Origin of the sequence: Krasilnikovia cinnamomea (genome assembly GCF_004217545.1) — a bacterium.
Lineage (GTDB): Bacteria > Actinomycetota > Actinomycetes > Mycobacteriales > Micromonosporaceae > Actinoplanes > Actinoplanes cinnamomeus.
This window is the reverse complement of the sequence record NZ_SHKY01000001.1, coordinates 4,279,545-4,301,910: the sequence shown is the minus strand read 5'-3', so window position 1 is coordinate 4,301,910 and position 22,366 is coordinate 4,279,545. Positions and strand designations below refer to the sequence as shown.

Here is a 22,366-nt window from a genome sequence, read left to right as displayed (position 1 = left end):
CCCCGCAGATCGGTCATGGGGAAACGGGTGCGGGCACCTCGCCCAGCACATCGGAGAGCAGCTGCGCGCACCACTGCAGCAGCGCCTGGTCGCGCAGCGGCTCGCCGCCCACCCGCCGGGTGCTCGGCCGGGGCACGCTGACCTGGTCGGTCGCCTGCTTGTAGACCGAATCCGGGTGGTAGCGCTTGAGCCGCAACTGCTTGGAGTCCGGCAGCGGCAGCGGGGAGAACCGCAGGTGCTTGCCCTGCACGGACACATCGGTCAGACCGTACGCGCGGGCCAGCAGCCGGAAGCGGGCCACCGCGATCAGGTTGGCGACCTGGGTCGGGGGCTCGCCGTACCGGTCGGTCATCTCGGCGACGACCTCGTCGAGGCGGGCGCCGTCGCGGGACTCGGCGAGCTTGCGGTACATCTCCAGGCGCAGCCGTTCCACCGAGATGTACTCCGTGGGCAGGTGCGCGTCGACCGGCAGGTCGATCTTGACTTCGGGCTCCTCCTCGGGCCGCTCGCCCTTGAACGCGCTGACCGCCTCGCCGACCATCCGCACGTACAGGTCGAAGCCGACGCCCTCGATGTGGCCGGACTGCTCGCCGCCGAGCAGGTTGCCCGCGCCGCGGATCTCCAGGTCCTTCATGGCCACGTACATGCCCGCGCCCAGCTCGGTGTGCTGGGCGATGGTGGCCAGCCGCTCGTGCGCCTGCTCGGTGAGCGGCTTCTCGCGCGGGTACAGGAAGTAGGAGTACGCGCGCTCGCGGCCCCGGCCGACCCGGCCCCGGATCTGGTGCAGCTGGGCCAGGCCGAGCAGGTCGGCGCGTTCCACGATGAGGGTGTTGGCGTTCGGGATGTCGATGCCGGACTCCACGATGGTCGTGCAGACCAGGACGTCAAACTCCTTCTCCCAGAAGCCGACCATCACCTTCTCCAGCGCGTCCTCGCCCAACTGCCCGTGCGCCACCGCGACCCGGGCCTCGGGCACCAGCTCGCGCAGCCGCCGGGCCGCCTTCTCGATGGACTCGACCCGGTTGTGCAGGTAGAACACCTGACCGTCGCGTAGCAGCTCGCGGTGGATGGCGGCGGCGACCTGCTTGTCGTCGTACGCCCCGACGAACGTGAGCACCGGATGCCGCTCCTCGGGCGGGGTGGCGATCGTGGACATCTCCCGGATGCCGGTGATCGCCATCTCCAGGGTGCGCGGGATCGGGGTGGCGGACATGGTGAGCACGTCCACGGAGGCGCGCAGCGTCTTCAGGTGCTCCTTGTGCTCGACGCCGAAGCGCTGCTCCTCGTCGACGATGACCATGCCCAGGTTCTTGAAGCGGGTCGCGTTCTGCAGCAGCCGGTGGGTCCCGATGACGATGTCGGCGGTGCCGTCGGCGGCCTGCTCCAGCGTCTGCTTCGCCTCCGTGGGCGTCTGGAAGCGGGACAGCTGGCGGACCGCCACGGGGAACTGGCTCATCCGCTCGGAGAACGTGTTGTAGTGCTGCTGGGCCAGCAGCGTCGTGGGCACCAGCACGGCGACCTGCTTGCCGTCCTGCACCGCCTTGAACGCGGCCCGCACCGCGATCTCGGTCTTGCCGTACCCGACGTCGCCGCAGATCAGCCTGTCCATCGGGACGGCCTGCTCCATGTCGTGCTTGACCTCGTGGATGGCGGCCAGCTGGTCCGGAGTCTCCGTGTACGGGAACGCGTCCTCCAGCTCCCGCTGCCACGGGGTGTCCGGCGCGAACGCGTGCCCCTTGGACGCCTGCCGGGCCGCGTACAGCTGGATCAGCTGGGCGGCGATCTCGCGGACGGCCTTGCGGGCCCGGGCCTTGGCCTTCTGCCAGTCGGAGCCGCCCATCTTGTGCAGGGTGGGCGACTCGCCGCCGACGTAGCGGGAAAGCTGGTCGAGCTGGTCGGTGGGGACGAACAGGCGGTCGCCGGGCTGGCCGCGCTTGCTCGGCGCGTACTCGATCACCAGGTACTCGCGGTCGGCGCCGTTGACCGTGCGCTGCACCAGCTCGATGTAGCGGCCGATGCCGTGCTGCTCGTGCACGACGTGGTCGCCCATCTTGAGCTCGAGCGGGTCGATGGTGTTGCGGCGGCGGCTGGGCATCTTGCGCATGTCCTTGGTGGACGCGCCGCGACCGCCGGTGATGTCGTTGCCCGTGATGACCGCGAGCTGCGAGCCGGGGTCGACGAAGCCGTGGTTGAGCGGGCCGCAGGTGACCAGCAGCTGACCCGGCTCGACCGGAACGGTCACCGCGTCGACCGGGGTGACCCCGAGCCCGGCGTCGCGCAGCAGCTCGGTGGCCCGCTGCGCGGTGCCGTGGCCCTCGAAGACCAGGGCGACGGCCCACTTCTGCCCGATCCACTGGCCCAGGTCGGCGGCGAGCCGGGCGGTGTCGCCGTGATACAGCGGCACGGGCTGGGCGGCCAGGCTGATCGCGTCCCCGGTGTCGGGGCTCACCTCGACCGGGGCGGACTCCAGCCACGGCGTGTCCGACTCCGGCGCCTCGTCCGCCTCGGCGAGGCCGAACGGGGAGATCGTCCACCAGGGCTGGCGCAGCGTGGCGGCGTGCGCGCGCACGTCGGCCAGGGTGCGGAAGGCGACCGCGCCGACGTCGATCGGGGCCTCGCCGCCGACCGCGGCGGCGGCCCAGCTGGCCTCCAGGAACTCGGCGGACGTACGGACCAGGTCGTGCGCGCGGGTGCGGATCCGCTCCGGGTCGCACAGCAGCACCTGGGTGCCGGTGGGCATGCAGTCCAGCAGCAGCTCCATGCTGTCCGCGCCGGCGGAATCTCCGGACAGCAGCGCGGGGGCCAGCGACTCCATGCCCTCGACCGGGATGCCCTCGGCCAGCTTGTCGAGGATCTCGGCCAGCTCGGGATGCTGGGCGGCCAGCGCGGCGGCCCGCTCGCGCACCTGCGGGGTGAGCAGCAGCTCCCGGCACGGCGGCGCGAACAGAGCGTCGACCGGGTCGATGGTGCGCTGGTCGGCCACCGCGAACGTACGGATCTCCTCGACCTCGTCGCCCCAGAACTCGACCCGCGACGGGTGCTCGTCGGTGGGCGGGAAGACGTCCAGGATGCCGCCGCGCACCGCGAACTCGCCGCGCTTGGTGACCAGGTCGACCCGGGCGTACGCCAGGTCGGACAGCCGCCGGGCGACGTCCTCCAGCTCGGCGGACCCGCCCGCCGCCAGCTCCACGGGGGCCAGCTCGCCCAGGCCCTTGAGCTGCGGCTGGAGCAGGCTGCGCACCGGCGCCACCACGACCGACAGCGGACCGGTGTCGGGGTGGGCGAGGCGGCGCAGCACCGCGAGGCGGCGCCCGACCGTGTCGGAGCGCGGCGACAGCCGCTCGTGCGGCAGCGTCTCCCAGGACGGGAACACCTCGACCCGGTCGGGGTCGAGCAGGCCGCGCAGCGCGTCGGCGAGGTCGTCGGCCTCGCGGCTGGTCGCGGTGACGGCCAGGACCGGGCGTTCGGCACCGCCGGCGTCGGCGGGCGCCGCTACGGCCGCCACGACGAACGGGCGCAGCGCCGCCGGGGCGGTCAGGTCGAGGGCGTCCGCGTCGACGCCGCCCTTGCGGGCCAGGTCGCGCGCACGGGAAAGGCCACGGTCGCGCAGGGCGGCCGGGATCAGGCCGGCGAGTTGCATGAACGCTCCTTGGGCTGCGTTGTCCGGGCGGAAGGCACGCCGGATGCCCCCGGTCGTCCGGTAGGACGGGGGTTCGCGACCCTCAGGATAGTCCGGGCCACCGACACGGCCGGGCCCCGACCGGGTCGCACACCCCGTCCGACATAAGCCTTCTGACACGCCCAAGACTCGCGAACCGGTCTGGGGACCACGTCTGGGGAGGCGATGTGCGGGTTCTGCTGCTGGTGTCGGCGTTCAACGGGCTCAGTCAGCGCGCGTGGTGCGCGCTGACCGAGGCCGGTCACGACGTGGGGGTGCTGCTGGCGACCGGACCCGAGGAGATCGTCGACGGGGTCCGGTCCGCGCAGCCGGAACTCGTGCTCTGCCCGTACCTGAAGCACCGGGTGCCCGCGGAGGTCTGGCAGAACTGGCGGACGGTGATCATCCACCCGGGTCCGGTCGGCGACCGGGGCCCGTCGTCGCTGGACTGGGCGATCAGCGAGGGCGCCACCACCTGGGGGGTCACCGCGCTGCAGGCGGTCGAGGAGATGGACGCAGGGCCGGTCTGGGCGCACCGGAGCTTCCCGGTGCCGGGCCCGCCGCCGCGCAAGTCCGCGCTGTACTCGGGCCCGGTCGCGGACGCCGCGCTGGAGTGCATCACCGAGGTGCTGGCCAAGGCCGCCGACCCGGACTTCACCCCGACGCCCGCGCAGGACCTGGCCGAGGCCCGCACGCGGCCGCTGATGACCCAGTCCGACCGGGCCTTCGACTGGACCGAGCCGACCGAGCACATCGTGCGGCACATCCGCGCCGCCGACGGCTTTCCAGGGGTACGCACGGAGGTGGCCGGACTGGCCGTGTTCGCCTACGACGCGCATCCCGGGCTGGCCCTGGGCACGCGGCCCGGTGCGGTGCTGGCCCGCCGCCAGGGCGCCGTGCTGGTCGGCACCGGTGACGGGGCGGTGTGGCTCGGGCACCTGCGGGCGGCCGAGGCCGGGACGGGGCCCGCGTTCAAGCTGCCCGCCACGAGCCTGCTGCGGCATCGGATCAGCGGGGTGCCGCATGCGCCCGTGGGTCCCTGCGGCGACGCGGAGCAGCCGTCGTACCGGCAGATCCGGTACCGGCGCACCGGCGTCGTGGGCTGGCTCGTGTTCGACTTCTACAACGGTGCGATGTCCACCGCGCACTGCCGCCGCCTGCGCGCCGCGCTGCGGCACGCCGCCGGCCAGGACACCCGGGTGCTGGTGCTGCGCGGCGGCACGGAAGCCTTCAGCAACGGAATCCACCTCAACATCACCGAGGCCGCCGCCGACCCGGCCGGGACCGCGTGGGCCAACATCAAGGCCATCAACGAGGTGTGCCGGGAGATCATCGGCTGCACCCGGCAGACCGTGGTAGCGGCGTACGCGGGCAGCGCGGGCGCGGGCGGAGCCATGCTCGGCCTCGGCGCGGACGTGGTCGCCGCGCGGGCCGGGATCGTGCTCAACCCGTACTACGACATCGGGCTCTACGGCTCCGAGCTGCACACCTTCACCCTGCCCCGGCGCGTCGGCGCCGAAACGGCCCGGCAGTTGCTGGAGCGGCGGCTGCCGGTCAGCGCGGAACGGGCCGCCACACTGGGTCTGGTCGACGAGGTCGGACCGCGGCACCCGCAGGCGTACACCGAGTGGCTGACCGAGCTGGCGCAGCGGCTGGCCGATCCCCGGGCGGCCCGGGCCCGGCGGGCGGCCAAGGCCGGGGCGCTGGCCGCCGAGCCGGTGCCGCTGGACGCGTACGAGGCGCAGGAGCTGGCCGAGATGAGCCGCGACATGTTCGCGGACCGGTCCGGCTTCGCCGCCGCGCGGCGCGCCTTCGTCACCAAGGCCGCCCCGGAGGGCACCCCGCAACGGCTGGCGGCGCGGCCCGCGGAACCGGCGCGGGGAGCCCGGTTGTCCCGCCAGCGGTCCGCCGCCGACGACGCGCCCGGGACCCGCGTGCGCCCCGCCGTACCCATGTCGGCCTGACACCCATGTCGGCCTGACACCCATGTCGGCCTGACACCCATGTCGGCCTGACCCGGAAAGGCGCCCGGGCGGGCCCGAGGTCGTCGCCTCGGACCCGCCCGGGGTCACCGCCTACACATCAGTCGAGGCCGTACACCGACGGCACCGTCAGGGTGCGCTCCTGCGGGGTGCCGCCCAGGATGACCTTCCGCAGCGAGGTGTTGTTCGTGGTGCTGGACTCGGCGAGCTTGTTCTCCGGGTTCGCCTTCACCTCGATGTAGTACGTGCCGTTCGGCAGGTCGGTCACCTCGAACGACTGGCCCGGCCGGGCCTGGCTGTACGTGTCGCCGTTGCCGGAGTCGAGCACCTCACGCACCGCCACCGCGGTGTTGCCGCCGCAGGCGGTGGAGAGGTCGGTGTTCTCCGGGCGCCACTTGGCACCGGGCACGGTGTAGTCGATCGCGTCCGTGTTGGCCAGGCAGAACGCCTCCTTGCCGCTGCGCACGGCCAGCTTCTTGTCCGCCTTGAGCAGGTTGTACTGGGCGAAGTCGGTGAAGTGCCAGTGCTTGTGGCCCTCCCGGTTGTCCCACTCCATCGTCCCGGCCTTGGCCGAGCCGACCTGCTTGCCGTTGTTGTCGAAGAAGTACTGGTACGCGTCCATCAGCTCGGTGCCGGTGCGGCGGAAGCCGTCGACCAGCAGGGTCGAGGGTCCGGCGTTCCACACGGTGGCACCGAAGTTGATGTACCACTTGCCGTCCTTGACGCCGTCGGTGCCCTCCTCCAGGGAGATGTCCCAGGCGGGCAGCGAGCGCAGGTCCGGCCGCGGGCCCTTGGGCGCCTGGGCGGTGCTGCGCAGCGCCCCCTGCGGGGCCTTCGCCGGGGGCCGGAACGCGGGCAGGTAGCCCGCGATCTGCTTGCTCTCGACGCCCTCGCCGCCGTGCACGCTGTGCTCGTCGCCCGGTGCGGCGGCTTCCGCCCGCAGGGCCTGGGCCCGCGCGGCCTTCGCGTCCTTGGCCTTCAGCCGCGCCGGGGAGCTGGGCGACGGGTTGGGTCCGTCGCCCTCGCCCTCGGACTCCTTGATCTCGACGACCTTCATGTTGAGCTGCACGGAGGCGCTCTTGGCGGGGATCTTGAAGAAGTCCCGGTACGTCTTGTTCAGCTCCACGGTCACGGCGTAGTCGCCGACCGGCAGGTCGAGCTCCGAGTTTCCGGAGTCGCCCCGGTAGCCGTCGTTCGCCACGGGGGCGTTCCAACCGGCCTGGATGCCCCACACCGCGCCGAGCGTGAACGGGTTGGACCCGTTGCACGACTGCGGGTACGGGCTCTCCGCCGGCGCGTCCGGCCGGGTCCGGTGCGTGTCCCAGCCGTTGGGACAGAAGTCCTGCTGGTACTGCTTGACCTGCTTGCCGGAGGTGTCCTTCACCGTGATCGTGGTGAAGTTCCTCAGGCCCTCGAAGTTCGTGACCATGCCCGCGGGCAGGTTCACCTTCTTCGTCTTGCCCTTCTCCGTGACGAACTGCTGCGCCACGATCGGGTCCGCGTACGACTTGCGGGACGCCCGGATCTCGAACGGGTTCTTTCCGGCGATCAGGTTCACCCCCAGATCGACGTTGAACCACGATCCGTCACTGAAGATGTGACGCTCCGCGGTCACGTTGGGGGTGGCCGACACGAACGCCAGTGCCGGCGGATCGGCGGCAGCCGTCGCCACCCCCACACCGGCCGCGGCGGCGGCCACCGCGGTGGTCACGGCGCCCGCTACCAGGAGCCGCGTGCGCGCACGACGGCTGAGCCTGTTGCTCATCGAAAATGTCCTCCACGAATAGGCCGACCAAAGACACGTCGGTCGATGTGTGGGGACATGGAACCCGGTGCGTGGTGAACTCAGCGTTAGGACGTATGAGACTCACCTCAAAATACGCAGCCAGGTCGCGACGCCGATACCATCGGCGGGAAGTCGGGACAGCGCCGTCCACCGCACATCACGCATAAGGAGCGTCCCGGTGAGCGACCTGAACGGCCACCTCGACCCCGACTCGCCAGACTCCCCCGACGCGGCCCTGCGCGCGGACATCCGCCGCATCGGCACGCTGCTCGGCCAGACCCTGGCCCGGCAGGAGGGCCCGCCGCTGCTCGACCTCGTCGAGGAGGTCCGCGCGCTGGTGCGTGCCGACGCCCCGGCCGCCGCCGCCCGGCTGGCCGCCCTCGACGTCACCACCGGCACCAAGCTGGCCCGCGCCTTCTCCACCTATTTCCACCTGGCGAACATCACCGAGCAGGTGCACCGCGCCCGCGACCTGCGGCGCCGCCGGGCCCGCAACGGCGGCTGGCTGGACCAGGCGGCCAAGCTCATCGCCGAGCAGGGGGTGCCCGCCGACGAGATCGCGGCCGCCGCCCGGCGCCTCGCGGTACGCCCGGTCTTCACCGCGCACCCCACCGAGGCCGCCCGCCGCTCGATCCTGTCGAAGCTGCGCCAGGTGGCCGACGCGCTGGACGCCGAGGCCGCCGCCGCGGTGCTGTACGACGCCACCGACACCAGCGCCTCCACCCGCCGCTTCGCGGAACTCATCGACCTGCTGTGGCAGACCGACGAGCTGCGCCTGGACCGGCCGGACCCGACCGACGAGGCCCGCAACGCCGTCTACTACCTCAAGGACCTGTACGCCGAGGCCGCGCCGCAGGTCCTCGACGACCTCGCCGACACGCTGCGCCAGCTCGGCGTGGAGACCGCCCCGACGTCACGCCCGCTGACCTTCGGTTCGTGGATCGGCGGCGACCGCGACGGCAACCCGTTCGTCACCCCGGCCGTCACCCGGGACGTGCTGATGATCCAGCACGAGCACGGCATCCAGGCCACCGAGGCCGCGATGGACGCGCTCATCGACCAGCTGTCGGTGTCGCGGCGGCTGCGCGGGGTCTCCCTCGACCTGTCCGCCAGCCTCGCGAAGGACCTGGACAACCTGCCCGAGGTGGCGCCCCGGTTCCGGCGTACCAACGCCGAGGAGCCGTACCGGCTCAAGGTGCGCTGCATCCGGGCCAAGCTGGGCAACACCCGCAAGCGGTTGCAGCAGGGCACCGCGCACGTGCCCGGCCGCGACTATCTGGGCAGCCACGAGCTGATCGCCGACCTGGAGCTGATCCGGGCGTCGCTGGCCCGCAACTCCGGCCAGCTCACCGCGGTCGGCACGGTCGCCTCCGCGATCCGTACGGTGTCCGCGTTCGGCCTGCAACTGGCCACCCTGGACGTCCGCGAGCACGCGGAGAAGCACCACGAGGTGCTGGCCCAGATGTACGCCCGGGTCGGCGAGGTGGACGAGTACCCCACCCTGGACCGGGCCGCCCGGACCAAGCTGCTGGCCGACGAGCTGACCGGGCGGCGGCCGCTGGCCAGCGCCGACACCCCGCTGAACGACTCGGCCCGCAAGACCTTCGACGTGTTCCACACGATCCGCGACGCGCAGGACCGGTTCGGCCCGGAGGTCGTCGAGTCGTACATCATCTCGATGACCCTCGGGGTGGACGACGTGCTGGCGGCGGCCGTGCTGGCCCGCGAGGCCGGGCTGATCGACCTGCACAGCGGCAAGGCCCGGGTCGGGATCGTGCCGCTGCTGGAGACCCCGGCCGAACTGGACGCCGGTGGCGAGCTGCTCGACCAGATGCTGTCGCTGCCCGCGTACCGGGAGATCGTGCGGGCCCGCGGTGACCTGCAGGAGGTCATGCTCGGCTACTCCGACTCCAACAAGGAGGCGGGCATCACCACCAGCCAGTGGTCGATCCACAAGGCGCAGCGGGCGCTGCGGGACGTGGCGGCCCGGCACGGGGTGCGGCTGCGGCTGTTCCACGGCCGGGGCGGCACGGTCGGCCGGGGCGGCGGCCCCACCCACGAGGCGATTTTGGCCCAGCCGTACGGGACCCTGGACGGCGCGATCAAGGTGACCGAGCAGGGCGAGGTCATCTCGGACAAGTACACGCTGCCCGCGCTGGCCCGGGAGAACCTGGAACTCACGGTCGCCGCCGTGCTGCAGGCCACGCTGCTGCACACCACCTCCTCGGTCGACGCGGGACGGCTGGCGCGCTTCGACGCCACCATGGACACCGCGTCCGCGGCGGCGTTCCGGGCGTACCGGTCGCTGGTCGAGGACCCGGACCTGGCCGCGTACTTCTGGGCGGCGACCCCGACCGAGCTGCTCGGCGCGCTGAACATCGGCTCGCGCCCGGCGAAGCGCCCGAACGCCGACGCGGGCCTGGGCGGGCTGCGCGCGATCCCGTGGGTCTTCGGCTGGACCCAGACCCGGCAGATCGTGCCGGGCTGGTTCGGCGTCGGCAGCGGGCTGGCCGCGGTACGCGAGTCGGGCAGCGGCGAGGTGCTCAAGGAGATGTACGGCGGCTGGCAGTTCTTCCGTACCTTCGTTTCCAACGTGGAGATGATGCTGGCCAAGACGGACCTGTCGATCGCCCGCCGGTACGTGGAGACCCTCGTCCCGGAGCAGCTCCACCCGATCTTCGCGAAGATCGAGCAGGAGTACGCGCGTACGGTCGAGGAGATCCTCGCGATCACCGGCGGCGAGGGCCTGCTCGCCGGCAACCCGCAGCTGTCCCGCACGCTCGGGGTGCGCGACACCTACCTGGAGCCGCTGCACCACCTGCAGGTGGCGCTGCTGCGCCAGTACCGCGATCTGCACGACGCCCAGCGCCAGGTGCCGACCGCGCCGGGCGGACGGCGCGGGCCCAGCGACTCGACGGCCCTGGAGCGTGCCCTGCTGACCACGGTCAACGGCATCGCGGCCGGCATGCGTAACACCGGCTGAGCCCCTGGTTCACGCAGTGACCCCCGGGCGCTCGGCGCCCGGGGGTCATCGTTTTCGGTACGGGGGTGGGGCTATGACACGACGACGGCGCCCTTGCCCCAGCCGCCACGGCCGTCGCCGCCGAGGTTGATGAAGACGTGCACGGCGCCGCTGTCGTCGTGGTAGATGTGGTCGGCCTTGCCGTCGCCGTGGTCTGTGCGGATCACGACTACAACTGTGCGTGACCGCGACACGGCACCCTCCCGAGCCGACGCGGGGCAGCTGAGGCCGTCCGGGGGCACGGTGGACGGTCAGAACCGACCATCCCGGGGCCTTGTCATTCGAGGCATCGATAGGTCTGCCTGCGAGGCGGGCCGCGTGCGGATCGGGGCCGTTCACGTTGGGTTCAGGTGGCCGGGAAGGCTCCCTGCCTCGGCCGGGCAGGGAGCCTTTGGTGTGCCGGTGGTGCAGGGATTAGGCGTTAGCAGCCGCTGGTGGTGTCGCCGCTGTCGACGGTGCAGGTGTCGGTGCCGAGGCCGCCGTTGGCGGTGTCGCCGGACACGCTGTCCTGGGTGTCGATGTTGTCGTTGCCGTTGCCGCCGGACAGGGTGTCGGTGCCGGTGTGGTCGTAGAGGGTGTCGTTGCCGTTCTGGCCGTTGAGGTTGTCGTCGCCGGTGCCGCCGTAGAGGGTGTCGGCGCCGTTGTCGAGGATGCTGAGGATGTCTTCGCCGTAGCTGGAGTCGTTGCCGGGTCCGGCGTAGATGGTGTCGTTGCCGTTGTCGCCGTTGATGGTGTCGTTGCCGGCCAGGGCGCAGATGACGTCGGCGCTGTTGGTGCCGTTGATGGTGTCGTTGCCGTTGGTGCCGTAGATCGTGCAGCCGTTCGCGTTGTTGATCGTGGTGGACTCGGCGTCGGTGTTGTTACCCGAGTTGGAGTCGGACTCGTTGGCCGACACGGTGGCGGTGGCGGTCAGGGTGCCGGTGGTGGAGCCGGGTGACACGTTGATCGTGACGCTGGCGGAGCCGGAGGCGGCGATGCTGCCCAGCGAGCAGGTCACGGTCAGACTCGAGGTGGAGCAGGAGCCTTGGCTGGTGGAGGTGGACAGGATCGCCGTACCGGACGAGGCGGTGCCGGTCACCGGGACCGACAGGCTGACCCCGGTGGCGCCGGACGGGCCGCCGTTGGCCACGGCCACGGTGTAGGAGTAGCCGTCACCACCGACGGAGACCGGGTCCGCCGAGTCGGACACCGACGCCGACACATCCGCACCTGCGGGCGGCGTGCCCGCGTCCACGTGCAGCTCGAGATAGGTTGCGGAAATTTCAATGCTGTTGACCTGGATGTAGTACGTCGTGGACGCCGACGCGCTGAACGTCACCTGCGACTGCACACCACCGCCGTCGTCGTTGCAGGCGATGTCGGAGAGATTGGAGAGCTGGGTGCCGGTGTAGACGTCGAGGACCGTGTCATAGTTCGAGCCGAATGTATCGACGGTGACGCTCGTGGCATAGCTGAGCGTCAGTTTGTACCACACCGTTTTGTTCAGCACGCCGAAGCAGGATGACCCGGGTTCGTCGTTCTCCGTAGTTGCCTCATCCGGATTGAGGCTGTCGTTGAACGATCCGGTGTGGGCTTGGGCGTTGGCGAAGTCGTCGTTGGCCGGCGGGGCCGCGTACGCCGGGGAGGCGGCCAGGGCCGTGAAACCGGTCAGGGCGACTGCGATGGCGGCGGCCATGACCAGCCGCCGTCGAGTGTTCTGGAACATGGGAATTACCCCCGCTTTCGGGAAACCGGCGCAGCCGCACCCAGACCCCTGGGGGCCGCGCGAAGAATGGGATCGTGGCGCCGGGATTTAGTTCGCCAAGCGCCAAGCAACAACGCTAGTGGACTTCAAAGATCCATGTGGACGAAATGCAAATTGCATGACCTCCCGGCCACCGGAGCTTCACCCTGCCTTTCGCAGCCACCCTCAGAGTCATCCGTCTGATTTAGACGCGACGCACAGCTGAGGCCGTCCACGGGGCCGCGGTGGACCGTCAGAACCGGCCATCCCGGAGCCTTGGCCGTGTCATTCAAAGACATCGATAGGTCTGCTGCGAGGCGGGCCGCGTGCGGATCGGGCCTGTTTCACGTTGGGTTCAGGTGGCCGGGAAGGCTCCCTGCCTCGGCCGGGCAGGGAGCCTTTGGTGTGCCGGTGGTGCAGGGATTAGCAGTTAGCAGCCGCTGGTGGTGTCGCCGCTGTCGACGGTGCAGGTGTCGGTGCCGAGGCCGCCGTTGGCGGTGTCGCCGGACACGCTGTCCTGGGTGTCGATGTTGTCGTTGCCGTTGCCGCCGGACAGGGTGTCGGTGCCGGTGTGGTCGTAGAGGGTGTCGTTGCCGTTCTGGCCGTTGAGGTTGTCGTCGCCGGTGCCGCCGTAGAGGGTGTCGGCGCCGTTGTCGAGGATGCTGAGGATGTCTTCGCCGTAGCTGGAGTCGTTGCCGGGTCCGGCGTAGATGGTGTCGTTGCCGTTGTCGCCGTTGATGGTGTCGTTGCCGGCCAGGGCGCAGATGACGTCGGCGCTGTTGGTGCCGTTGATGGTGTCGTTGCCGTTGGTGCCGTAGATCGTGCAGCCGTTCGCGTTGTTGATCGTGGTGGACTCGGCGTCGGTGTTGTTACCCGAGTTGGAGTCGGACTCGTTGGCCGACACGGTGGCGGTGGCGGTCAGGGTGCCGGTGGTGGAGCCGGGTGACACGTTGATCGTGACGCTGGCGGAGCCGGAGGCGGCGATGCTGCCCAGCGAGCAGGTCACGGTCAGACTCGAGGTGGAGCAGGAGCCTTGGCTGGTGGAGGTGGACAGGATCGCCGTACCGGACGAGGCGGTGCCGGTCACCGGGACCGACAGGCTGACCCCGGTGGCGCCGGACGGGCCGCCGTTGGCCACGGCCACGGTGTAGGAGTAGCCGTCACCACCGACGGAGACCGGGTCCGCCGAGTCGGACACCGACGCCGACACATCCGCACCTGCGGGTGCGGCCGGCACGGTCACGGTCAGGTCGAGCGGGCCAGACTCCACTCCTTCGCCGAAGTTGACGCCGGCGACCTGAATCCAGTACGTCGTGGAGGCGGTGACAGTCGCGCTGGCGCCGAAGAACTGGCAGCCGTCGCTCACCAGGGTGAGCGAGTTCAGATCCGATCCCGTGTAGATGTTCCCAGCGCTGTTGAACTGCGGGTTGTCGACGGTGACCAGCAGCTCTCCAGATGCGGCCGGGGTGACCTCGTACCAGACCGACTTTCCGATCTCGAAGGGGAAGAATTCTGTGCAGACCGCTGTGACCTCACCGGATTCGGTGGTGGCCTCCGCGGTGTTCAGGCTGTCGGTGAAGCTCGATGTGTGGACTTGGGCGTTGGCGAAATCGTCGTTGGCCGGCGCTGCCGCGTACGCCGGGGACGCGGCCAGGGCCGTGAAACCGGTCAGGGCGACCGCGGTGGTGGCGGCCATGACCAGCCGCCGTCGAGTGTTCTGGAACATGGGAAAGACACCCGCTTTCGGGAAACCGGCGCAGCCGCACCCACACCCCTGGGGGCCGCGCGAAGCATGGGATTGCGGCGCCGGGATTTAGTTCGCCACGCGCCAAAAAACAACGATAGCGGCACCGGAAGATCGAGCGGCCCGTTATCCGAAACACGAACGTCTCTGTCCCAAAAACGTCGTCCCCACCTGCGCAACGATGCGCGAGCCCCGCTGTCCTAACTGGATAGCAGGATTTGTCACTGGAGGCACATTCAGATCGGGAGTAGCGACAGTCACAGGGTGCGCTCGACAACCCGCACTCACAACATGGGCGGCGCAACATCAACCCATGCCGCCCCTTGACGCTCAGGGAAGAACCGGTTACCGGACCCCTCCCACATGAAGCTGACATGGCACACGCTCGCCCGGCGGCAACGGGCACCACAAGCAGTCGCTAACCCGCCGGGGTGAGGGCGTCGCCCCGGCTGGCCACCGCACTCGGCGTCAACGTCTGATGAGACGAACCGGGAGGGGCCTCGCCGGACCGTTCCCCGGTTTCGCAGATCGATCTCTCGAACCTTGTTAGCGTGCCGGTTGGGTATGCCACACAGCGCCCGGCGCCACGCCGTCGATACCACGATGCGGGCCTCAGGCACGAGTTCCGGGCCACGGCCAGCCGTTTTGCGTCCAACGCAGGGCACGGGTGTTCTCGGCGCTCCTGCTGGAGGAGGAACACGATGCACACCTCGCCGCCGCCGATCTCGTCTACACGGTCAGCAAGACCGTCACGTTCAGTCCGGGCGTGACGTTCACCCCGACCAACCAGACGGTCACGTTCAGAGCCCTGGCTCGCACGAATGACCCCCGAGCGCTCAGCGCTCGGGGGTCATTGTTTTCGGGACCGGAGGACGGGGCTTATGACGCGATGGTGGTGTCCTTGCCCCAGCCGCCGCGGCCGTCGCCGCCACGGTTCAGGAAGACCCGGACCGAGCCGTCCTCGTTGGCGATGAGGTAGTCGTCCTTGCCGTCGCCGTCGAAGTCGGCCCAGCGAATCTTGGTGCGGTCGCTGATGGCACCCGTCGCGACGAGGCCCAGGTTCTGCCAGCCACCACGACCGTCCCCACCACGGTTCAGGAACACACTGATCGCCCCGTTGTCGGCGAACACGAAATAGTCGGCCTTACGGTCACCATCGAAGTCCGCCCACCGAACCTTCGTCCGGTCACTGACCGCACCCGTCGCCACCAGACCCAGGTTCTGCCAGCCACCACGACCATCCCCACCACGGTTCAGGAACACACTGATCGCCCCGTTGTCGGCGAACACGAAATAGTCGGCCTTACGGTCACCATCGAAGTCCGCCCACCGAACCTTCGTCCGGTCACTGACCGCACCCGTCGCCACCAGACCCAGGTTCTGCCAGCCACCACGACCATCCCCACCACGGTTCAGGAACACACTGAGCGCCCCGTTGTCGGCGAACACCAAGTAGTCGGCCTTACGGTCACCATCGAAGTCCGCCCACCGAACCTTCGTCCGGTCACTGACCACACCCGTCGCCACCACGCCCAGGCTCTGCCAGCCGTCGAAGCCGCCGCCACGGTTCAGGAACACTCGGACCGCGCCACCGTCGTCGATGACGATGTAGTCGGCCTTGCCGTCGCCGTCGAAGTCCGCCCACCGGCCGCTCGCGGCCTCGGGGTCGGCGCCCTGACTCGGCGGCAACTGCGCGGTGTTCTGCCAGATCCAGGAGCGGAGATCGTCGACGCGCGCGCTCGTCGCACCGGTGGGTGCGTCGTCGGCCACGGCGAGGCAGCCGCGCTGACCGCTCCCGGTGGCAACGGCCACGAGGCTCGGCGCGCCGGCCGCACCGCGCAGCACTGGGGCGCCCGCGTCACCCTTGCAGACCGTGGCTCCGGGCCGGTTGACCAGCTCCGCCGACGTCGCGGTGCTGGAGCCGACGGTGAACTCGCTGGCATGCTGGTGGGTGGGCACCCACTCGGTTCGCGTACGCCCGTACCCGGCGACCTGCAGCACTTCTCCGGCAGCGGGCGCGCCCGTGCCGAGGGTCACCGGTTTCACGCCGGTAACCGGGGCGGCCAGCTTGACGACCGCGACATCACGGTCGGGATGGGCCACGACCTGTACCGCAGCGAGGGCGTGCCCCGCGCGGGTGGACAGGTCGGGGCGTCCCACGATCACGGTGGTGGCCAGCTGGGGGGCACCGGTGGGAACGGGGGATCCGGGCCGGGCAAAGCAGGCGGCTGACGTGATGACCCACTGGGGGTGTACCAAGGCGCCGCTGCAGCCGCGCGCGTCGGTGCTGCCCGGCGCGCCGACCTCGATCTTCGCCGCGAAGGCGTGGGCACTGTCCACAGCCGTGTCGGCACCGTGGGCCGGTACCCCTGCCCACACGGTGGTCACCGCCAGCGCTCCCACCAGTGCCACAGAGCGAACGAACCATCGTCTCGTCATCGATCCTCCTTCGGGAGCCGGATCCCACCGACGACGGCGTGCTGAGCCGTGGCGGCCACCGGACCCGCTCCGGCGAGTACGGCGGCCAGAACCCGCACCGAGACGCGCACGATCTGCAGATTCCGTTCCCCCGTGTGAACAGCGACCGAACTGTAGAGCATCGATGATCGACAGCAGAGAAGATCGTCGCTGCGGGTGAGCCATCCAACAGCCGGGGATGCGCCGTGTTCAGGCGGCCACGGACCGTTGCGCCTCGCGCAGGCTCAGGATCTCGTGGATGACGCCGTTGACCGGCGTGGGGGTTCCGGTACGGGCGCCGAGGCGCACCACGGCTCCGGTCCACGCGTCGAGTTCGGAGGGTCGTCCCGCCTGGATGTCGCGGTGCAGTGACGACGTGCCCGCGGCCGGTTGCCGGTCGAGGAACTCCATCGTCGTCGGCACGATGTCGGCGGGCAGGGCGACGTCGTGGGCGCGGGCCAGCTGCTCGATCTCGGCCATGCCATGTTCCAGCAGCCGGCGCGTGCCGGGACGCTCGCGCAGCACCCCGAACGGCGCGTCGGTGACCGCGCCGAGCCCGCCGAACGGCACCACGAACAGGAACTTGGCCCACAGCTCGCGCCAGATGTCCGCCGGTGCCGTCGTGCGGATGCCGGCGGCGGCGAGGGCGGCCCGAATCCGCTGCGCCCGCGCGGTCGGCGCGTTGTCCCACTCCGCGAAGTCGAGCGAGCCGAGGCCGCCGACGTGGCACACCACGGCGGGCCGGTCCAGCATGGCGATCACCTTCGCGACGCCCGGCAGGACGGCGTCGCGGCCGACCGCCTCCGCCACCTGCCCGGGCGCCTCGACGCCGTTCTGTGTGGTGATGACCGCGGAGTCCGGGCCGAGCAGTGGCGGCAGGGCGGCGAGCGCACCGTCGAGCTGCCAGGTCTTCACGGCGAGCAGCACGGCGTCGACCCGGCCGATGTCGCGTGGGTCGTCGGTGGCGCGTACCGGTGTGCTGGTGACATCGCCGTCGGGGCCGACGAGGGCGAGTCCGTCGCGGCGCAGTGCGGCGAGATGGGCGCCGCGGGCCAGGAACTCGACGTCGTGACCGGCTGCCACCAGCCGCCCACCGAAGAATCCGCCGAGACCGCCGACCCCGATGACCGCGAACCTCATGAAACCTCCCGATCGAGTGTGCTGGATACCCGAGTGACGTTACCTGTCGAACGGGTAACGGAGAGGGTGACTTCGGTTACCTGTCGAACGGGTAACCTGGGTCCGTGGGCGACGAGCGTGACTTCCGGTTCGAGGGCGGGCGGCCCTCGGTGGACTTCACCGCGACGGTGGGCAAGCGCCATCGCGACGGTGGATTCGAGCGCCTGATCGACCCGGCCGCGCTGGGCCGCTGGTGCACCGTGGCCGGGCTGGCCGCCACCGCCCCCCGCGTCACGCCGGCCGACCTGGGCCGGGCTCGCCTGCTGCGCGAGGCGGTCTACCGGCTGATGACCGCGCGGCTGAGCCGGAGCGGGCGCCCCGCGACGGCCGACATCGACGTCGTCAACGCGTGGGCCACGAAGCCGCCACCGGCGCTGGAGCTGCGCCTCACGGCGGACGGGCTGCACGCGCGGCCCTCACACGTGACCATGCCCGCGCTGCTGGCGCTGATCGCCCGGGACGCGGTCGAGGTGATCGGCGGCGCGGACGGCGCACGGCTGCGCGAGTGCGACAACCCCGAGTGCTCGCTGCTGTTCATCGACACGTCCCGGGCCGGGGCCCGGCGGTGGTGCTCGATGCGCACCTGCGGCGCCCGGGACAAGATGGCCCGCTACCGTGGCGGCCACTAGCCCCGTCAGCCGGTGACCCCGAGCAGGGTCCGGAACTCGGCCCACCGCGCGAACGGGAAGCTGCCGTGCTCGGCGTTGCGGTTGGAGTAGCACGGGTACGCGCCACCGAACACCCAGCCGCGCTCCGGGTCACGCCGCCACGCGTAATCGTCGTCCGGCGCGGCCAGCAGCAGCCGCGCCGCCATGCGTTCGGCCTCGGCGCCCTCGAACACCCCGAGGCGGGTGAACATGGCCGCGACCAGGCGCCGCCCCGCCGCCAGCCGCTCCTCGTCGCCCACGCCGTGGCCGACGAAGCGGGCCAGCAGCAGCATCGCCAGCTCCGGCGGGATCTGCTGCCGGTCCGGCCTGGTGGCCATCCGCGAGACCACCGCCCCCAGCTCCTCCCAGCGCAGACACCACGGCGACCAGCGCGCCTGGTCCCAGTGGCCCAGCTCGGAGAACAGATACGTCTCGTAGTCGTCGCCCAGCGCCGCGTACTCGTCGTCCTCGCATTCGTCGATCTCGTCGTCGTTCAGCGTCTCCAGGCGCAGCTCGAACAGGCAGACGTCGAAGTACAGCCGCAGGCGCAACAGCCAGGGGCTGAACGCGGGCAGACCCAGCCGTACGTCGTCGCCGATCAGCTCGGCGATCCGCTCGCTCTCGCCGGTGAGGTCGAAACCGTCCTCGTCATCGAAGGTGTAGCAGCGCCAGAACTCGGGCGTGCACATCGTCTCGAGCAACGTCTCGTTCGGGCTGTCCGCCATGGCCCGCGAGGCTAGTACGGCCCGACCAGCCCGACAAGGTCAACTCGTCTCACCCGCCACGCTGAAGCTGCGCAGGCGGTCGATCGCCGCCACGGTGCAGCCGAGCACGAAGATCGTGGCCATGACGAGCGCCGCGGGCACGCCGACCTTCGCGTCGAGCAGGGCCGTGGGGGTGATCCTCTCGGTGATCGTGATGACGTACTGCTCGATGGAGAGCACCCGGGTGCCGGTGACGAACCGGCCGAGCAGACCCTCCCAGACCAGGATGTAGACCAGGCCGAGCAGCACGTGACGCCGGGTGAGCAGGCTGATCATCAGGAACAGCGCCGTGTACGCGCACCCGCCGACCGCGGCCCCGGCCGCCAGTGCCAGCCCCAGCCGGGACGAGTGGGCGAGCGCACCGGCGAGGTAGAGCGGCACGCAGGTGGTCACCACGGTGACCGCGACGGCCACCCCGAACTTGGCCAGCACGATGTCGCGGCGCGGCAGCGGCTTGGTGAGGATGTGCACGATCGTGCCGTCGTCCACTTCGGAGCCGAGCACGCCGGTGCCGACGATGAGCGCGGTGACCGGCAGCATCACGGCCAGCCCGAGGCCGACCAGTACGGGTGTGCCCCAGTGCAGGGGATTCAGGTCGTACGCCCGGCACAGCAGGGCGAGGCCGACCAGCAGCACCGGCAGCGGCAGCAGGAGCAGGACCCGGCGGCGGCCGAACAGGCCCCGGGCGGTGATCCAGGCAACGGTCGACATCACGCCTCCAGCAGGTAGGAGAAGACACTCTCCAGGGACTCGTCGGAGGGCAGCAGCCGGCGCAACCGGATGCCCTCGGCCAGGGCGATGCGGGGCAACGCTCGGGTGAAACTGCCGTAGTCGGACGCCCGTACGCTCAGGCCGTTGCCGTCGATCTCGACGCCGCTGACGGACTTCTCCGCGATCAGCGCGACCGCGAGGCGGCGGTCGTCGGACGACTGCACCGCGAACAGGTGCGGCCGGTTGGTCATCAGCCGCCGGATCCGCCGGTAGTCGCCGGAGGCGGCCAGCCGCCCGGCCACGATCACCTGGACCGTGCCGGAGACCTGCTCGACCTCCTCCAGGATGTGCGAGCTGAACAGGATGGTGTGGCCGCGGTCGCCGAGCGAGTGCAGCAGGTCCATCATGTGCATCCGCTGCCGCGGGTCCATGCCGTTGAACGGCTCGTCCAGCAGCAGCACCTGGGGCTCGTGCACGAGCGCGGCGGCTACCCGGGTGCGCTGCCGCATGCCCTTGGAGAACGTCTCGATCCGCCGGTCCTGCGCCTCGGTCATCTCGACCAGCGCGAGGGCGCGGGTGGCCGCGCCGCGCGGGTCGGCCAGTTTGTGCATCTTGGCGCTGGCCAGCACGAAGTCCCACGCGGAGAGGAAGCCGTGCACGGCCTCGCGCTCGTTGACCAGGCCGAGTTTGCGGTAGACGTCGGGGTGGCGCCAGGTCGGGGCGCCGTCGACGGTGACCGTGCCCCGGGACGGGGCCAGGAAACCGGCCATCATGTGCAGCACGGTGGTCTTGCCCGCGCCGTTGGGGCCGAGCAGTCCGGTGACCCCGGCGTCGAGGGTCATGCTGATGTCGTTGACGGCGACGACGTTGCCGTACCAGCGGGAGACGTTCGTCAGCTCGATGGTGCTCACAGGGAGGCCACCTTCCGGTAGCGGGCCAGCAGCAGCAGGAGGCAGGCGGCGATCAGGGTGACCACCGCGATGGCGTACACCGGGCCGAAGCGGCCGATGTCGAGGCCGGTGCGGGTGGACGGGATCAGCCAGGTGCCCACGCCGGTGACCATCGACATGGGGCTGGCCAGTCCGGCGAGCTCCTGGGCGCTGCGCGACGGCAGGATGGACAGCACCCCGACGACCGGGGTGGTCATGAGGAAGACGGCAACGATGCCACCGGCGGCGAACGCACGCTTGCCGGTGAGCGACGCGATCAGCAGCGCGATGGACGCGAAGACCAGCGCCCACAGCGCGCTGTGCGCCCACCCGCCGAGCAGCTTGCCCAGTTCCTCCCACACCCCGCGGAAGCCGTCCTTCGTGGTGAAGGCGGCGCCCAGGAACATGATGAACTGGGGTACGCCGAGCAGCAGCCACACCGCGGACACCAGGGCGGCGAACTTCGCCCCGAGGTAGTCGGCCGCGCGCAACGGCCGGCTGAAGTACAGCGGCAGCACGCCCGCGTGCAGGTCCCGGGAGACGAGTTCCGGCGCGACGATCGCGACGAAGAAGATGATCAGCCAGCTGATCCGGTCCGCGAACTCGGCGTAGCTGAGCACCTCTTGGCCGATCTGGGAGCGGACCGCGGCGAGGATGATCGCCACGATCAGCGCGATGCCGGCCACCATCCAGGGAAAGATCTTCGCCTTGGCGGTACGGCCGAACCCGAACGCGGTACGCAGGCCGTGCCCGTAGATCGCGCCCAGCACGTGGCCGCGGCCGTGGCGGGGCCCGGTGTAGCGCTGGTACCCGATGTCGTGGATGACGCTGGCCTCAGACATCGGCGGGCTCCTTCGGGGCGAACAGCTCGGCGACGCGGTGCCGCCGCTGGTCGAGGCGGTGCAGGGGCAGGTCGAGGTCGGCCACGCAGCGCAGGATGCGGTCGTAGGTGTCCTCGGTGTCCAGGGGTACGAGCAGCAGCCGCCCGTCCTGGCGCACCGGCAGGCCCAGCGCGGTGAGCGCCGCGGCGAGTTCCTCCGTACCGTCGCTGACCTCGACCGCCAGCACGTCGCTGGCCGTGGTCATCGCGGAGATGGTGTCGGCACGCAGCAGCCGCCCGCCCTCGATGGCGATCAGCGAGTCGCAGATGCGTTCCACCTCGCCGAGCAGGTGCGAGCAGACCACCACGGAGATGCCGAACTCGGTGCCGATGCGGTGCACCAGGTTCAGCATGGCGTCGCGCCCGGCGGGGTCGAGGCCGTTGGTGGGCTCGTCGAGCAGCAGCAGGTCGGGGTCGTGCACCAGCGCCTGGGCCAGCTTGACCCGCTGCTTCATGCCGGTGGAGTAGCCACCGATCTGCCGGTACCGCTCCTCGTAGAGCCCGACGTGGCGCAGCGCCTCGGAGGCGCGTTCGCGGGCGGCGGTGCGCGGCAGGCCGCTGATCCGGCCCAGGTGGGTGACGAACTCCGCCGCGGACAGGTCCGGGGGCAGGCAGTCGTGTTCGGGCATGTAGCCGACCCGGGCGCGGACCCGGTCGGTGTCGCGGGTCGGGTCGAGGTCGAAGACCCGCACGCTGCCACCGGTCGGGGCCAGCAGACCCAGCATGATTTTGATGAAGGTGGACTTGCCGGCGCCGTTCGCGCCGACCAGTCCGATGACGCCGGGTTCGACCGACACCGTCAGGTCGGCGAGCGCGGTCACCGGACCGTACGTCTTGGTCAACCCTTGGGTTGCGATGAGGCTCACCGGCACAGCGTAGGGACT

General features: G+C 70.7%; 15 protein-coding genes. 3 read left to right on the top strand and 12 right to left on the bottom strand.

What is annotated here, in order from left to right:
- Nucleotides 1–13: 13 nt before the first annotated feature.
- The gene (gene mfd, locus EV385_RS19510; RefSeq protein ID WP_130510762.1) at nt 14–3,640 is read right to left on the bottom strand and encodes a transcription-repair coupling factor; all 3,627 of its coding nucleotides are present in this window, start codon (nt 3,638–3,640) and stop codon (nt 14–16) included.
- Nucleotides 3,641–3,846: 206 nt separating this feature from the next.
- Between mfd and EV385_RS19505 the strand changes: the two genes are divergently transcribed.
- Complete coding sequence (locus EV385_RS19505; RefSeq protein WP_130510761.1) at nt 3,847–5,622, top strand: hydrogenase maturation protein; 1,776 nt, start codon at nt 3,847–3,849, stop codon at nt 5,620–5,622.
- 118 nt (nt 5,623–5,740) lie between these two features.
- On the opposite strand, the gene EV385_RS19500 is transcribed toward EV385_RS19505, so the two are convergent.
- Nucleotides 5,741–7,405: a lysyl oxidase family protein gene (locus EV385_RS19500; RefSeq protein WP_130510760.1), complete on the bottom strand. Its 1,665-nt coding sequence runs from the start codon at nt 7,403–7,405 to the stop codon at nt 5,741–5,743.
- A gap of 199 nt (nt 7,406–7,604) precedes the next feature.
- Here EV385_RS19500 and ppc point away from each other — a divergent pair, with 199 nt between their 5' ends.
- Nucleotides 7,605–10,409, top strand: a complete 2,805-nt coding sequence (gene ppc / locus EV385_RS19495; RefSeq protein WP_130510759.1) for a phosphoenolpyruvate carboxylase — start codon at nt 7,605–7,607, stop codon at nt 10,407–10,409.
- Between the two features lie 71 nt (nt 10,410–10,480).
- Here ppc and EV385_RS35730 read toward each other — a convergent pair whose 3' ends face one another.
- From EV385_RS35730 to EV385_RS19470, 5 genes are all read right to left on the bottom strand, one after another.
- Complete coding sequence (locus tag EV385_RS35730; RefSeq protein WP_278044996.1) at nt 10,481–10,615, bottom strand: hypothetical protein; 135 nt, start codon at nt 10,613–10,615, stop codon at nt 10,481–10,483.
- A gap of 254 nt (nt 10,616–10,869) precedes the next feature.
- Nucleotides 10,870–12,153 carry a calcium-binding protein gene (locus EV385_RS33975; protein WP_165449533.1) on the bottom strand — a complete coding sequence of 428 codons (1,284 nt, stop codon included), beginning with the start codon at nt 12,151–12,153 and terminating at the stop codon, nt 10,870–10,872.
- 448 nt (nt 12,154–12,601) lie between these two features.
- Entirely contained in the window at nt 12,602–13,897 is a 1,296-nt protein-coding gene (locus tag EV385_RS19480; protein ID WP_130510756.1) for a calcium-binding protein, read from the bottom strand.
- Nucleotides 13,898–14,794: 897 nt separating this feature from the next.
- Nucleotides 14,795–16,354, bottom strand: coding sequence for an FG-GAP-like repeat-containing protein (locus EV385_RS19475; protein WP_165449532.1), 1,560 nt, complete (start codon nt 16,352–16,354; stop codon nt 14,795–14,797).
- A 228-nt stretch (nt 16,355–16,582) separates the two neighbouring features.
- Nucleotides 16,583–17,512 carry a 2-dehydropantoate 2-reductase gene (locus EV385_RS19470; protein WP_130510754.1) on the bottom strand — a complete coding sequence of 310 codons (930 nt, stop codon included), beginning with the start codon at nt 17,510–17,512 and terminating at the stop codon, nt 16,583–16,585.
- Between the two features lie 104 nt (nt 17,513–17,616).
- Between EV385_RS19470 and EV385_RS19465 the strand changes: the two genes are divergently transcribed.
- Complete coding sequence (locus EV385_RS19465; RefSeq protein WP_130510753.1) at nt 17,617–18,180, top strand: CGNR zinc finger domain-containing protein; 564 nt, start codon at nt 17,617–17,619, stop codon at nt 18,178–18,180.
- A 5-nt stretch (nt 18,181–18,185) separates the two neighbouring features.
- Here EV385_RS19465 and EV385_RS19460 read toward each other — a convergent pair whose 3' ends face one another.
- The 5 genes from EV385_RS19460 to EV385_RS19440 are packed head-to-tail and all read right to left on the bottom strand — an operon-like array spanning nt 18,186 to nt 22,348.
- Nucleotides 18,186–18,923 (bottom strand): hypothetical protein, encoded by a 738-nt coding sequence (locus EV385_RS19460; protein WP_130510752.1) that lies wholly within the window; start codon nt 18,921–18,923, stop codon nt 18,186–18,188.
- Nucleotides 18,924–18,962: 39 nt separating this feature from the next.
- A complete protein-coding gene (locus tag EV385_RS19455) occupies nt 18,963–19,673 on the bottom strand; it encodes an ABC transporter permease subunit (protein WP_130510751.1) in 711 nt (236 codons plus the stop codon).
- Complete coding sequence (locus tag EV385_RS19450; RefSeq protein WP_242624962.1) at nt 19,673–20,584, bottom strand: ABC transporter ATP-binding protein; 912 nt, start codon at nt 20,582–20,584, stop codon at nt 19,673–19,675. Before EV385_RS19450 ends, EV385_RS19455 begins: the two co-directional genes overlap by 1 nt.
- Nucleotides 20,581–21,444: an ABC transporter permease gene (locus EV385_RS19445; protein WP_130510750.1), complete on the bottom strand. Its 864-nt coding sequence runs from the start codon at nt 21,442–21,444 to the stop codon at nt 20,581–20,583. The genes EV385_RS19450 and EV385_RS19445 overlap by 4 nt, the downstream gene beginning before the upstream one ends.
- Nucleotides 21,437–22,348 (bottom strand): ABC transporter ATP-binding protein, encoded by a 912-nt coding sequence (locus EV385_RS19440; protein ID WP_130510749.1) that lies wholly within the window; start codon nt 22,346–22,348, stop codon nt 21,437–21,439. The genes EV385_RS19445 and EV385_RS19440 overlap by 8 nt, the downstream gene beginning before the upstream one ends.
- Nucleotides 22,349–22,366 lie beyond the last annotated feature (18 nt).

What these genes read in the sequence shown, in the direction of transcription:
- mfd (WP_130510762.1), bottom strand. Translation starts at nt 3,640, where the DNA reads ATGCAACTCGCCGGCCTGATCCCGGCCGCCCTGCGCGACCGTGGCCTT.
- EV385_RS19500 (WP_130510760.1), bottom strand. Translation starts at nt 7,405, where the DNA reads ATGAGCAACAGGCTCAGCCGTCGTGCGCGCACGCGGCTCCTGGTAGCG.
- EV385_RS33975 (WP_165449533.1), bottom strand. Translation starts at nt 12,153, where the DNA reads ATGTTCCAGAACACTCGACGGCGGCTGGTCATGGCCGCCGCCATCGCA.
- EV385_RS19480 (WP_130510756.1), bottom strand. Translation starts at nt 13,897, where the DNA reads ATGTTCCAGAACACTCGACGGCGGCTGGTCATGGCCGCCACCACCGCG.
- EV385_RS19475 (WP_165449532.1), bottom strand. Translation starts at nt 16,354, where the DNA reads ATGACGAGACGATGGTTCGTTCGCTCTGTGGCACTGGTGGGAGCGCTG.
- EV385_RS19470 (WP_130510754.1), bottom strand. Translation starts at nt 17,512, where the DNA reads ATGAGGTTCGCGGTCATCGGGGTCGGCGGTCTCGGCGGATTCTTCGGT.
- EV385_RS19460 (WP_130510752.1), bottom strand. Translation starts at nt 18,923, where the DNA reads ATGGCGGACAGCCCGAACGAGACGTTGCTCGAGACGATGTGCACGCCC.
- EV385_RS19455 (WP_130510751.1), bottom strand. Translation starts at nt 19,673, where the DNA reads ATGTCGACCGTTGCCTGGATCACCGCCCGGGGCCTGTTCGGCCGCCGC.
- EV385_RS19445 (WP_130510750.1), bottom strand. Translation starts at nt 21,444, where the DNA reads ATGTCTGAGGCCAGCGTCATCCACGACATCGGGTACCAGCGCTACACC.